Origin of the sequence: Actinoplanes sp. NPDC051494 (assembly GCF_044454705.1) — a bacterium.
Classification (GTDB): Bacteria; Actinomycetota; Actinomycetes; order Mycobacteriales; family Micromonosporaceae; genus Actinoplanes.
In genome coordinates this window covers 909,708-922,894 of record NZ_JBITDZ010000002.1, presented here as the reverse complement: position 1 = coordinate 922,894, position 13,187 = coordinate 909,708, and the positions used below count along the sequence as shown (strand labels likewise).

The following is a 13,187-nucleotide window of genomic DNA, read 5'->3' as shown; positions in this document are numbered from 1 at the left end:
AGCCGCGCATGATTGGTGTCCAGGGTGTCATGTCCCGCATCTCCGAGCTGAAGACCCAGCTCGGGATCGCGCCGGCCACCACGGCCCCCACCACCACCGACACCACGACGAGCACCGGTAGGACCACGGCGACCTCCGGCACGGCGTTCGCGAAGGCGCTCGCCGGGGCCACCAGGACCACCACGGGCACCACCGGCACCGGGGTCACCGGCAAGTCCGTCGTCGACGCCGCGAAAAAATACCTCGGGACGCCGTACGTCTTCGGCAGCACCGACCCGGACAAGGGGCTGGACTGCTCGGCGCTGGTGCAACGGGCGTACAAGGACCTCGGTGTGGATCTGCCGCGCAACTCGCGTGAGCAGGCCCGGGTCGGCACGAAGGTGGACGGCCTGGCCGACGCCAAGCCCGGTGACATCCTGGCGTTCGACAAACCGGTCGACCACGTCGCGATCTACCTCGGCGACAACAAGATGATCGCGGCGCCCAAACCCGGCGACCACGTCAAGATCCAATCGGTGTACGAAACCCCGACGCACATCCGTCGCGTGGTCGGCACCGCATCCGCCACCCCCGCCACGGTCGCCGCAGCCGGGGTCGGTGCCGTCCGCCCGGCCAGCCTGCAGAGCTCCAGCTCGCTCGCCGGCGTCCCGTACGCGGACATGTTCACCAAGGCCGGCGCGAAGTACGGCGTCTCCCCGAAACTCCTCGCCGCGGTCGCCAAGGTCGAATCGGGCTACAACCCCAAGGCGGTCAGCCCGGCCGGTGCCCAGGGCCTCATGCAGCTCATGCCGGCCACCGCCCGCGGGCTCGGGGTGGACAACTCGTTCGACCCGCAACAGGCCATCAACGGCGCCGCGAAGCTGCTGTCCAGCCACTTGAAAGAGTTCAAGTCGCTGCCCCTCGCGCTCGCGGCCTACAACGCGGGCGGCGGCAACGTCCACAAGTACGGCGGCATCCCGCCGTTCGCCGAGACCCAGGCGTACGTGCCCAAGGTCCAGAAGGCGCTCGCCGCTCTCGGCTGAGCAACATTTGAAAGGGGAACGCGCCCCATGACGAGCTCCGTCTCCGGCCCCGACCGCAAACCCTCGACCGACACCCCACCCCGCCGGCCCACCCCGGCAACCGGCGGCGAGGCGTTCGGATCGGCACTGTCGGCCGAGCTGGACCGGAAGCCCGGCGCCGGTCCCCGCCCCGCAACCGACCCCCGCCCCCGGCCGCCGTCCGACCCTCGGCCATCGGCCGGACCCCGGCCGTCCGCTGATCCCCGCCTCGACGCGGGTCGCGCGGCCGATGTGCGCATCGCCGACGAGCGCCGGGCTCAGACCGACCGCATCCTGGAACGCGCGGCGAACGGCAACCGGGCGGAGGCCAGGACCACGCAGGAGCAGGCCGCTTCGGCCCGGTTGCAGCTCCGGGCCGCCCAGAACCGGGCGACGCAGAACCGGGCGACACAGAACCGGGCTCTCGAAAGGTCCGACCAGAACCGGGCCTCGGAACGCGCGGACCACAACCGGGCCACCGCCCGCCGCGCCGCCGCCGAGCGGCCCGACTTCCAGCGGCCCGATTTCCAGCGGCCCGGCAGCCGGCGCCCTGAGGTCCGGCGCCCTGCCGAGAAGGTCACCGAATCCACCGCCGCGTCCACGCCCGACGAGAAGGCCGATGCGACGGCCCCTCTCACTCCGGTGCCGCAGATCGCCATCGCCGCCACGACGACGCCCGAGAACATCGCCGCCAACGAGAAGGCTGCGCTGACGCCCACGATCGCGGTGGGGACGACCGACTCGGCGACCCCGCAGCCGACCACGCCGGGGGCCGCACAGGCGGCCGCCTGGACCCAGGCCGAGAGCCAGGCGGTGGATCAGGCCGCCGCCGCGCCCCCGATCACCATCTCGGTGGCCCCGAGCAGTGCCGCGCAGACCGCCGTCACCCAGGCCGACGCCGCAGCCCAGGCCGACGCGAACGGCTGGGCGGGGACCGACGGCGGCCTGCCCACCGGAACCGGAGCGACCGGCACCACCCAGTCCGGCACCACGCAGTCCGGCGCCACGCAAGGCGGCAACGGGCAGACCGGAAGCGGACAAAACGGCGTGGGACAAAACGGCGTGGGGCAGGCGGGCGTGGGGCAGGCCGGCGCAGTTCAGGCCGGGGCCGGGCCTAACGGCACCACGGCTGCTGGTGCCGCGCCGGCCGGTACCGGACAAAACGGCATCGGCGGGGCCGCGACCGGACCGGGTGCGGTCGGGCCGAACGGCATCGGGCGGGACGGGACCGGCCCAGCCGGCGCGGCGCAGGCCGGCAGCGGATCGAACGCGGCGGGCCAGGCCGGCACAGGTCAGGCCGGCGCAGGACAGAACGGGGCGGGCCAGGTCGGCGCGGGTCAGGCCAGCGCAGGGCCGGGCGGCGCAGGACAGAACGGGGCGGGCCAGGTCGGCGCAGGGCCGGGCGGCGCGGGGTCGGGCGGCACAGGACTGGCCGGCGCAGGACTGGCCGGCGCAGGACTGGCCGGCGCAGGACTGGCCGGGATCGGACCGAACGCGGCAGGGCCGGCCGGGACAGTGCAGGCCGGGACAGGGGCGGCCGGGACAGGGGCGGCCGGGAACGGACCGGACGGCGCCGGGGCAGTGCAGGGCGGCATCGGGCAGAGCGGGCCCGGTGCGGCGGCGGAGCGGGGTGCCCTCGACGGGCTGGGGGACGCTTCGGCTGCCGCGGGCGTACCCGTCGGGCCTTCCGGGGTGAGCGCGACCGCCTCCGCCGACCTCGCCGCCACCGCTGAGGCCGCGTTGAACGGTGATCCGGCAGTGGCCGACGCGGATCTCACCGCGGCCCCGCTGCGGGACACCGACGCCTCCGCGGCCCCCGGCGACCAGCCGCCCGCGTTGCCTGACCAGGCCGGCGGCGACGGCACCGCCTCGTCGGGCCAGGAGAGCGGCGGCCAAGCAAATTCCGGCGCTTTTGCTCCCCCGGCGAGCAAGAGCCAGGATCTGCCGGCAGGCCTCGCGGGCCTCACCGGCGTGGCCCCGGCCGGACCGGCGGCGCCCGCCGCGCCGGTGTCGAATGTCGCCCCGCCGCCCGCACCGCCGTTGCCCGGGCCGGTCGCGATGCAGCTGGCCACCCGGATCACGCCGCTGCGGCTCGACGCGGACGGCGTGCACCGGCTGACCGTCAACCTGCATCCTGTCGACCTCGGGCCGGTGCAGGTCGTCGCGGAGATCCGTAACGGGGAGGTCAGCGTGCAGCTGACCAGCTCGACCGACGCCGGGCACGAGTCGTTGCGCGACGCGATGGAGGAGCTGCGACGGGATCTGGAGCAGTCCGGGTTCACCAACACGTCGCTGGACCTGCGGCAGGGATCGGGGCAGGAGCAAGCCCGTCAGCAGTTTGCCTTCATGAACACCGGGGCGGGCAACGGGCGTACCGGAAATGTGCCGGACGCACCCGCCGAGAACGCCCCGCCGGTCCCGTCCCGTCCCACCGGAAACAGCCGACTGGATATCGAGGCCTGAGCCGAAAATAGCGGCTAAGCGATTCCGGCCCCCGGCCGAACCTGAAGTGCGAGGGACCAACGCGCTACGTCAGGAGGGCCGGTCGATGACCTCGCCGATCAACGGAATCGTCAGCAACACGTACGACGACAAGACCGCCAAGTCGACGTCGATGTACACGACCAAGACGACGACGGACGCCGGCGCCAGCAAATCGGTGGCCGACCAGGACACGTTCATGAAGCTGCTGGTCGCCCAGCTGAAGTATCAGGATCCCAGCAACCCGGCCGACTCGACCCAGTTCCTCGCGCAGACCGCGCAGTTCACCCAGGTCGAGAAGCTCGGCCAGATCGCCGACATGTTGCAGGCCCAGCAGTTGATCGGCGCGAGTGCGCTGGTCGGCCGGACGGTCACGTATCAGGACGGCGACGGCAACACCCATTCGGGCGTCGTCACGAAGACGAAGCTCAACGGAGACAGCGAACCGACGCTCGTGGTCGGGAACATGGATGTGCAGCTGTCCAAGGTCACGGAAGTCAACCAGTCGTCAGCCGCTCCGGCGGCAGTCACCCCGGCACCGGTCACCGCACCGGTCACGGCACCGGTCGTGCCGGCGCCCGCGGCGAAGGCTACTGAGGGACAGACCGCCCCTGCGAACACCGCCTCCGATGATTCCGCTACCACGAAGGAAAACTGACCTATGCTGCGTTCCCTTTTCTCCGGCATCAGTGGCCTCCGCGCGCATCAGCAGATGATGGACGTCACCGGTAACAACATCGCGAACGTGAACACCACCGGTTACAAGTCCAGCCAGACGGTCTTCCAGGACACGCTCTCGCAGATGGTCAACGCGGCCGGTGCCCCGCAGAACGGCGCCGGTGGCACCAACCCGGCGCAGGTCGGCCTCGGTGTGAAGACGGCGAGCATCAACGCGAACTTCAGCCAGGGCGCCGCGCAGACCACCGGCAAGTCCGGCGACATGATGATCCAGGGTGACGGCTTCTTCGTGGTGAAGAGCGGCGGGGAGTCGGTGTACACCCGGGCCGGCTCGTTCAACTTCGACGCCAACGGCTCGCTGACCACCCCGAACGGCCAGATCGTGCAGGGCTGGTCCGCCAACACCGACGGCGAGGTCAACGTCGCCGGCGCGCCCGGCAACATCAAGCTGCCGATCGGCATCAGCCTCAAGCCCGAGGAGACCACCAAGTTCACCCTGACCGGCAACCTGTCGTACGAAGCTCCGGTCGATCCCACGGGTGCCACCCTGGGCAGTTCCAAGGTGATCCCGATCCCGGTCGTCGACATCAACGGTGCCTCGAGCACGCTGAACGTGACGCTGACGAAGTCGGGCGCCAACGAATGGACCGCCAAGACCCCGAACGGCACCGCAGTGCCGATCCCGTTCGTGAACGGTAAACCGAACGACGGCACCAATCCGATCACCAGCATCAGCATCACCGAGGGCACCGAGACCTACACCGTAGACATCACCGACCTCACGCATTACAGCGGTAACACCGAGGCCCGGGTCAGCGACGCGGACGGTTCCGGGGCGGGCATCCTGAGCTCGTACACGGTGTCGAACACCGGTCAGATCGTCGGTGTGTTCTCCAACGGCCTCAAGCAGACGCTCGGCCAGCTCGCCCTGGCCAACTTCAACAACGTGAACGGCCTGGAGAAGATCGGTGACTCCATGTTCCGCAGCACGGTGAACTCGGGGCTCGCACAAGTGGGTGCGGCCGGCTCAGCGGGACTGGGCCTGATCACCAACGGCGCACTGGAGATGTCGAACGTCGACCTCGCCCAGGAGTTCACCAACCTCGTCATCGCTCAACGTGGTTTCCAGGCGAACAGCCGGATCATCACGACGTCCGACGAGATCCTGCAGGAACTCGTGAACCTCAAGCGCTGATAACGCAGATCCGGTGGAAGCCGGGACGGGCCACACGGCTCGCCCCGGCTTCTTCGTTTCCGGGGTTTTCAGCACCCGTAATGCGACCGGAACGCGCTCATCGGCAACCGAAGAATCGCCGAATGGTCATGTGAAGGGCCACGGACGGCCCACCAGCCAACAGACGCCAAGGACGGAAGTCGTGATCCTCGTAACCCGCCTTAACGGAGCCGTTTTCGCCCTGAACCCCGACCTGGTCGAGCGCGCGGACTGCACGCCCGACACGGTCATCACGCTGGTGGACGGCACCAAGTACGTCATCGCCGAGTCCGTGCCCGAGTTCATCGACTCGGTGCGCCATTACCGCAGCTCGCTTATCGCCCAAGCGAGTCGCATGGAGGCCGAGCCGGCCGCCACCGACATGTCCGACGACGAGCCGTCCCGCCCCGCCGCGAACGTGCTGCCGCTGCACCGGAAGGAGCGCTGATATGGATCTCGCCTCCATCATCGGTGTACTTGTTGCCGTAATCATCGTCTTCGTCGTGCAGGCGCTGGAGGGTGGCTCCGCCGCCTCCATCATCCTGCTGCCGTCGATGCTGCTGGTCTTCGGTGGCGCGTACTGCGCCGCCATGGCCGGCGGTGTGCTCAAGGACGCGCTCGGCGCCGGCAAGTCGCTCCAGAAGGTCTTCCTGGCCAAGGTCGCCCCGCCGAACCAGCTGGTCGACGAGATCGTCAAGCTGGCCGAGCGGGCCCGCCGCGAGGGCCTGCTGGCCCTCGAGGACGCGGTCAAGACCGTCGAGCACCCGTTCCTGAAGCGTGGCCTGCAGCTGGCCATCGACGGCACGGACCCGGAGGAACTGCACGACATCCTGCACGCCGAGGTCGCCGCGAAGAAGAAGGCCGACAAGGCCGGCAAGAAGATCTTCGAGAACATGGGCGGGTACGCACCGACGGTCGGCATCATCGGCACGGTCATGGGCCTCGTGCACGTGCTCGAGAACCTGGACAAGCCGGAGTCGCTCGGCCACTCCATCGCCGCGGCGTTCGTCGCCACCCTGTGGGGCGTGCTCTCGGCCAACCTGATCTTCCTGCCCGCCGCGGCCCGGCTCGACCGCCTGTCCGGCATCGAGTCCGACGAGATGGAACTGGTCATCGACGGTGTGCTCGCCATCCAGGCCGGCTCGAACCCGCGCCTGGTCGCCCAGAAGCTCCGCAGCCTGCTGCCCCCGGATGCCGTGAAGGCCGCCGAGGCCGCGACGACCAAGAAGGCGGCGTAACGACATGAGTTCAGGAGGCGGGGGCCGTCGGAAGAAGGGCGGTCACGAGGAGCACGAAGAGCACGTCAACCACGAGCGCTGGCTCGTGTCGTACGCCGACATGCTCACGCTTCTCTTCGTACTGTTCGTGGTGCTGTTCTCGATGAGCAGCGTCGACCAGAAGAAGTTCGCCGAGCTGGCGGCCGGCCTCTCCGAGGGGTTCGGCGCGTCGAGTGCGGCCTTCCAGGGCAACGTCTCCAACCTTGACGGCGCCGGCCAGGCCAGCACGGTCGTACCGATCGACCCGGGCGTCAACCCGGGGTCCGGCGGGGGCGGCACGGCCGGCATGACCAAGGAGCAGAAGGAAGCGGTGGCGCGGGCCGTGCAGGCGGCGGACCGGGCCGAGGCCTCGAAGGACGCCAAGGCGGCGACCAAGGAGGCCGAGGACCTCAAGAAGCTCGAGAACAAGCTCGCCGACGCGCTCGAGAAGAGCAAACTGCTCAACCAGGTCAAGTTCACGATCGACCGGCGGGGCCTGGTGGTCACCATCGTCACCAACGAGGTGGTCTTCGCCGGCAACCGTGCGGACCTGCAGGCGGGTGGCAGGAAGATCCTGGACGCGCTCGCCCCGACGCTGGCCAAGCTGCCGAACAACATCGAGGTCGACGGCAACACCAACCAGCTCAAGGCGACCACGACGTTCTACCCGAGCGGCTGGGAGCTGTCCGCGGCCCGGGCGTCGGTGACGGTGCGGTACCTGATCGACCACGGACTGGCCAAGAACCGGATGAGCGCGGTCGGCCTGTCCGACACCAAGCCGCTCATCGACCCGAGGGACCCCCGGGCGGTCACCATGAACCGCCGCGTCGACGTCGTGATCCTCACGACGCTGACGCCCGAGCAGGCGGCGCTGCTGCCGTCCGCGGCCGGCGACGACGCCAAGTTGCACACCGGTGAGACCTCGGCGAAAGCCAAGGCCGCCGCCGACGCAGCGGCTAAGGCCGAGGCCGGCACGACCGAACCAACCACTGAGTCCACGACCACCACCACCCACGACTGAGTAGTGACGAGAGGAGCTTCGATGGCTAAGGACGAGAAGGACGCAGCGGCGGAGGCAGCGCCGAAGAAGTCCAAGAAGATGCTGTTCATCATCATCGCGGCCGTCGTGCTGCTCGGCGGTGGCGGTGCGGGTGCCTACTTCATGTTCTTCAAGGGCGACGCGGCCGACGCGGCGGAGCCCGCCCCGGTCAAGGGTCTGGTCGTCGCGCTGGAGAACCCGCTGACGATCAACCTCGCCGATGGTCACTACCTCAAGCTCGGCTTCGCGATCCAGTTGACCGAGGAGGCCGGCGAGACCGCGATCGACACCGCCGAGGCGATCGACCTGGCGATCGATCAGTACACCGGCATGGAGATCGGCGAGCTGGAGACCGAGAAGGGCCGGACCAAGGTCAAGGAAGAGCTGCTCGAGAAGATCGAGAAGGCCTACAACGTCGACAAGAAACACCTGGTGATGGGGATCTACTTCACCGCCTTCGTCACCCAGTAACTCGAGCACCTCAGACGGGCGGATCCGCGACCGGCGGATCCGCCCGTTCGGCTTTGACCGGGACAAAGCACGCCGTACGGCTCAGCGGTTCCGGAAGGGAGCCGATGAGGACGACGTGACCACCTCTCCGACCCGATCCCCCGGGAAGATGTCGCGCCGTGGCAGCGGGCCCGCCGCGTACGACTTCCGCAAGCCGATCAAGCTGTCCCGTGATCACGTGCGGACCCTGCAGATCGCGTTCGAGACGTACGCCCGCAGCTGCGGCACCCTGTTCACCACCCGGCTGCGGGTGGTCAGCAGCGTCTCGCTGGTCTCGATCGAGCAGCTGAACTACGACGAGTACGTCGCCGCGCTGTCCAACCCGACCGTGCTCGCCGTGGTGTCCATCGACCCGCTGCCCGGCACGGTGCTGATGGAGATATCGTCCTCCGCCGTGATGACCGCTATTGATCACATGCTCGGCGGTCCCGGCGGGGCCCAGCCGGAGCGGCCGCTGACCGAGGTGGAGATGCCGCTGCTGCGCGGCCTGCTGGAGCGGATGCTCGGCGAGCTGCGCTACGGCTTCGAGGCGCTGGTGGACATCTCACCCAAGCTCAAAGAGATCGAGTACAACGCGCAGTTCCTGCGGGCGCACCAGCCCGGCGACGCCGTGGTGATCGCCTCGTTCGAGATGAAGATCGGCACCGAGGAGTGTGTGGCCAGCATCTGCCTGCCGTTCAACACCATCCTGCCGGTGCTGGAGAAGCAGGAGACGATCGAGCTCACGCCGGCCGAGCGCATGGTACGCGACACCTCGCTGCGCAACCTCACCGCCGGACTTTCCGCGGCGCCGATCGACGTAGCAGTCCGATTCCAGCCCATGCGGATGCGGACCGATGACATTGTGGATCTGCGCCCCGGCGACGTCGTACCGCTGGGGCACCCGACCAGCGTGCCGCTGGAGGTGACCGTCAACGAGACCGTTTTTGCTCATGCGGTTCCCGGCAATCAGGGTGCCCGGCTCGCCTGTCTCGTCGTGCCGTCGCCCAAGGAGGAAGAACGTAGATGACCGCGCCAACGATCACCGAGCCGCAGCTCGCGCTGGTCCGGGCCGCCGCCGAGGCGGCCCTGGCGGTGCTGCCCACCAGCCGGGAGCTGACCGTCGGTGCCCCCATGGCGGCGTCCCCCGACATGCTGACCACCGGGCAGGCGATCACCGCGAAGTTCAGCGGTGCGGCCACCGGTGAAGTCGTCGTCGTGGTCGGCCAGGACCTCGCGGACGCGCTCAAGGAGAGCCCGCTCGGCGAACTCGACCTGACGGCCGCCGTCCGACCCGCGCTCGAGGCCGCGTCCCGTACGTTCGGGCCCACCGTGCTCGATCCCGGTCAGCTCATGGAACCGGGGGTGGCGCTGAGCGCGATCTCGGCCAAGGACGGCTCGGTGGCCGTCCCGCTGCTCGACGGCGGGGAGATCCGGGCCGTGCTCGCGATGGCGCTGAGCCCCTGGCCCTCCGACACGGCCCCGGCCGGGGTCGCCACCCGGGGCGGCAGCGCGGCGGCACCGATGCGCGGTGGCCTGGACATGCTGCACGACGTCGAGATGGAGGTCTCGGCCGAGCTGGGCCGGACCCGGATGAGCGTGCGCGAGCTGCTCTCGCTGAGCCCGGGGGCCATCGTCGAACTCGACCGGGCCGCCGGCAGCCCCGCGGACCTGCTGGTCAACGGCCGGCTGATCGCCCGGGGCGAAGTGGTCGTGATCGACGAGAACTTCGGTATCCGGATCACGGAGATCGTCTCTCCCGGCACCGAACGGGAGTAACCGTTGTTCGAGCTGGCCCTGCGAATCGGCTTCTCCCTCCTGGTCGTCTTCGGCCTGATGTGGGGACTGGCGAGAGTTGTCCGGCGCGGAGGCGTCGGCAACGGGTCGGGCAACCTGCACGTGCTCAACCGGCAGACGCTGAGCCGGGGATCGTCGATCGCGGTGGTGCAGGTGGCCGACCGGGCGCTGATCCTCGGTGTCACCGACGCCCAGGTCAGCCTGCTGGGCGAGACCGAGCTGGCCGCGTTCGAGCACGAGTCGCACCTGCACCTGCCGCACCTGCCGCACTTCGGCCACAAGCGGCGCGAGCACACCGCGATGGAGCCCGACGAGGTGCTCGCCGCGGTCCAGCCGACGGTGCTACCGCATCACGGCGGCCGGCTGGAGGGATCGGTGCTGTCCCCGCGGGTGTGGACCTCGACGCTGAACTTCCTGCGTGACCGGACGACGAGGCGCTGAGATGTGGCGGCGTACGGTGATCATCCTGCTGCTCGGCCTGGCCGGGTTGCTGCTGCCCGCCACCGCGGCGCTGGCGACCCCGCAGCCGATCCCGGCCGCTGTGCCCGCTTACGTGCCTGTTCACGTGCCGCGGGCACCGGGTCCGACCGCGCCGACCGCGCCGACGGTCTCCCCCAGCGGGAGCGGCACCATCAACTTCAACATCAACGGTACGAACCCCGACGGCAGCAAACCGGCCACGTCCCTCGTGATCGTGCTGGGCCTGACGCTGCTCTCGGTCGCGCCCGCGGTGCTGCTGCTGTGCACCTGCTTCACCAAGGTGTTCATGGTCCTCGGGATCTGCCGCAACGCGCTCGGTCTCACCAGCATGCCGCCCAACCAGGTGCTGGCCGGACTGGCGCTGTTCATCAGCCTGTTCATCATGAGCCCGGTGCTGAGCCAGGTGAACGAGCAGGGCGTGCAGCCCTACCTGGCCGGGGAGAAGACCCAGTCGCAGGCGTTCGAGGCCGGCGTCCAGCCACTGCGGGAATTCATGCTCAAGACCACCCGCCGGGACGAGATCGCGCTGCTGATCAAGGTCTCCGGCCAGGAGCAGCCGGCCAACGCCGATGACGTCGAGCTCACCACGCTGATCCCGGCGTTCGTGCTCTCCGAGCTGCGGGCCGCGTTCATCATCGGGTTCGTCATCTTCATCCCGTTCCTCATCATCGACATGGTCGTCTCGGCGTCGCTGATGTCGCTCGGCATGATGATGCTGCCCCCGGTGACCGTCGCCATGCCGTTCAAGCTGCTGTTGTTCGTGCTGGTCAACGGTTGGGGGCTGATCATCACGGCGCTCGTGAGCTCCTACAAATGAACGCGGACATCCCGATCGGGCAGCTGATCGCGATCTTCCTCGGCTCGGCGCGCGCCGGGGCCTGGCTCATGTTCTGCCCACCGTTCAACTCACGGCTGATCCCGGGCCAGGTGAAGGTGCTGCTCTCGATCGGGATCGCGCTGCCGATGGCGCCGTACCTGCAATCGGCCGTGCCGGTCATCGAGACCTCGGCGATCATCGCGGCCACGGTGCTGCAGATCTTCGTCGGGGCGGCGCTCGGCTTCATCACGTACCTGCTGTTCGCCGCCGTGCAGGCGGCCGGCGACCTGATCGACGTGTTCGGCGGTTTCACGCTGGCGTCCGCCTACGACCCGCTGTCGCAGAACCAGAGCTCGATCTTCGGCCGCTTCTACAACCTCACCGCGGTGACCCTGCTGTTCGCCTCCGAGGGGCACCTGCTGATCCTGCGCGGGTTCATGGAGTCGTACAAGACGCTGCCGCTCGACGCGAACTTCTCCATGGCGACGTTCAACCGGCTGCTCATCGACGGTGTCGGCGAGATGTTCGTGTCCGCGCTGCAGATCGCCGGGCCGCTGATCGCCGTGCTGTTCCTCACCGACGTGGCGTTCGGCCTGCTCAACCGGGTGGCGCCCGCGCTCAACGCGTTCCAGCTGGGCTTCCCGGCCAAGATCTTCCTGGTGCTGACGCTGGCCGGCACCGCGATCGCGATCCTCCCCCGGGTCCTCGACGGCATCGTCGACCAGGCGGTCAACGCGGTGATCCACCTCAGCAGCGGGGGGTGATCCGTGTCCGGCGAGAAGACCGAACAGCCCACCGCGCAAAAACTGAAGAAGGCCAAGCAGGAGGGCCAGATCGGCCGCAGCCAGGACGTCGGCGCCTGGTTCGGGATGCTCGGCGCCAGCATCATGCTGCCGCGCACGCTGGAGGCGGCCATGGGCCACTCCCGCGAGATCATGACCAAGATCCCCGGGGTCATCGCGGACCCGGACCCGGCGGTCGCGCTCGACATCCTCAAGAACGGCCTGTGGAGCGCCGCCTGGGCGGTTCTCCCGCTGGCGATGACCATGATGGCGGTCGGCGTCGCGGCGGCCGGCGCCCAGGGCGGCATCCGGGTCGCCACGAAGCTGTTCATCCCGAAGTTCAGCAGGCTCAACCCGCTGCCCGGCATCAAGAAGATGCTCGGCCCGCAGGCGCTCTGGGAGGGCACGAAAGCGCTGATCAAGACCACCGTGCTGGGCGCCGTGCTCTGGTCGACCATGAAGGACATCGTGCCGGTGCTGATGACCGCCGGGCGGCTGCAGATCGGGTCGCTGCTCGGTGTGGTCACCGACTCCGCCATCTCGCTGATCCGGGCCGCCGCGGTGGCCGGCATCGTGATGGCCGCCGCCGACTACTTCGTGGTCCGCCGCCGCACCAACAAGCAGCTGCGGATGTCGAAGGAGGAGGTCAAACAGGAGAACAAGAACACCGAGGGCGATCCGCACCTCAAGGGCCACATCCGGGCCAAGCAGATGGCGATGGCCCGCAACCGCCAGATGGCCGACGTCCCGACCGCGGACGTGGTGCTGATCAACCCCACCCACGTCGCGGTGGCCCTGCGGTACGACCCGGAGCACGGCGCGCCCCAGGTGATCGCCAAGGGCCAGGGCGCCATCGCGCAGAAGATCCGCGAGGTCGCCTCGGAGAACCGCATCCCGATGATCCAGGACGTCGCCCTGGCCCGGGCGCTCGACAAGGGCGTCGAGGTGGGGCAGGAGATCCCCGCCGAGTTCTTCGGTGCGGTAGCGAAGGTCCTGGCATTCGTGATGAGCCTGAAGTCGCGCGGTGCGGCGGCGGGTGTACACCGCAACCCGAACCCGCACCCGGCGGCCGCATAGTACTTATCTGGGAGATTTACTCACAACACGGCCATTCC

Annotated in this window: 14 protein-coding genes; all 14 read left to right on the top strand. The window is 69.2% G+C overall.

All coding sequences use genetic code 11. The features are described from left to right. Window positions 1-8: 8 nt before the first annotated feature. The 14 genes from ACIA6A_RS10860 to ACIA6A_RS10795 all read left to right on the top strand — a co-directional run bounded on the left by ACIA6A_RS10860 (window position 9) and on the right by ACIA6A_RS10795 (window position 13,149). Window positions 9-1,022 carry a transglycosylase SLT domain-containing protein gene (locus ACIA6A_RS10860; protein ID WP_396097302.1) on the top strand — a complete coding sequence of 338 codons (1,014 nt, stop codon included), beginning with the start codon at window positions 9-11 and terminating at the stop codon, window positions 1,020-1,022. 27 nt (window positions 1,023-1,049) lie between these two features. Next, the gene (locus ACIA6A_RS10855) at window positions 1,050-3,503 is read left to right on the top strand and encodes a flagellar hook-length control protein FliK (protein WP_396097301.1); all 2,454 of its coding nucleotides are present in this window, start codon (window positions 1,050-1,052) and stop codon (window positions 3,501-3,503) included. 85 nt (window positions 3,504-3,588) lie between these two features. Beyond that, entirely contained in the window at window positions 3,589-4,179 is a 591-nt protein-coding gene (locus ACIA6A_RS10850) for a flagellar hook assembly protein FlgD (protein WP_396097300.1), read from the top strand. Between the two features lie 3 nt (window positions 4,180-4,182). Next, window positions 4,183-5,394 (top strand): flagellar hook protein FlgE, encoded by a 1,212-nt coding sequence (locus tag ACIA6A_RS10845; RefSeq protein WP_396097299.1) that lies wholly within the window; start codon window positions 4,183-4,185, stop codon window positions 5,392-5,394. Window positions 5,395-5,407: 13 nt separating this feature from the next. After that, window positions 5,408-5,860 (top strand): flagellar FlbD family protein, encoded by a 453-nt coding sequence (locus tag ACIA6A_RS10840; protein ID WP_396097298.1) that lies wholly within the window; start codon window positions 5,408-5,410, stop codon window positions 5,858-5,860. 1 nt (window position 5,861) lies between these two features. Continuing rightward, window positions 5,862-6,650 carry a flagellar motor protein gene (locus tag ACIA6A_RS10835; RefSeq protein ID WP_396097297.1) on the top strand — a complete coding sequence of 263 codons (789 nt, stop codon included), beginning with the start codon at window positions 5,862-5,864 and terminating at the stop codon, window positions 6,648-6,650. Between the two features lie 4 nt (window positions 6,651-6,654). Beyond that, entirely contained in the window at window positions 6,655-7,689 is a 1,035-nt protein-coding gene (locus ACIA6A_RS10830) for a flagellar motor protein MotB (protein WP_396097296.1), read from the top strand. A gap of 21 nt (window positions 7,690-7,710) precedes the next feature. After that, a complete protein-coding gene (locus tag ACIA6A_RS10825; protein WP_396097295.1) occupies window positions 7,711-8,178 on the top strand; it encodes a flagellar basal body-associated FliL family protein in 468 nt (155 codons plus the stop codon). Between the two features lie 115 nt (window positions 8,179-8,293). Beyond that, the gene (locus ACIA6A_RS10820; RefSeq protein WP_396097294.1) at window positions 8,294-9,226 is read left to right on the top strand and encodes a flagellar motor switch protein FliM; all 933 of its coding nucleotides are present in this window, start codon (window positions 8,294-8,296) and stop codon (window positions 9,224-9,226) included. Beyond that, a complete protein-coding gene (gene fliN / locus ACIA6A_RS10815) occupies window positions 9,223-9,975 on the top strand; it encodes a flagellar motor switch protein FliN (RefSeq protein ID WP_396097293.1) in 753 nt (250 codons plus the stop codon). The genes ACIA6A_RS10820 and fliN overlap by 4 nt, the downstream gene beginning before the upstream one ends. 3 nt (window positions 9,976-9,978) lie before the next feature. After that, window positions 9,979-10,434 (top strand): flagellar biosynthetic protein FliO, encoded by a 456-nt coding sequence (gene fliO, locus ACIA6A_RS10810; protein WP_396097292.1) that lies wholly within the window; start codon window positions 9,979-9,981, stop codon window positions 10,432-10,434. Continuing rightward, entirely contained in the window at window positions 10,412-11,290 is an 879-nt protein-coding gene (gene fliP / locus ACIA6A_RS10805; protein ID WP_396097291.1) for a flagellar type III secretion system pore protein FliP, read from the top strand. The genes fliO and fliP overlap by 23 nt, the downstream gene beginning before the upstream one ends. Then, window positions 11,287-12,054 (top strand): flagellar biosynthetic protein FliR, encoded by a 768-nt coding sequence (gene fliR / locus ACIA6A_RS10800; protein WP_396097290.1) that lies wholly within the window; start codon window positions 11,287-11,289, stop codon window positions 12,052-12,054. Before fliP ends, fliR begins: the two co-directional genes overlap by 4 nt. A 3-nt stretch (window positions 12,055-12,057) precedes the next feature. Beyond that, a complete protein-coding gene (locus ACIA6A_RS10795) occupies window positions 12,058-13,149 on the top strand; it encodes a flagellar biosynthesis protein FlhB (RefSeq protein ID WP_396097289.1) in 1,092 nt (363 codons plus the stop codon). Window positions 13,150-13,187: the final 38 nt, after the last annotated feature.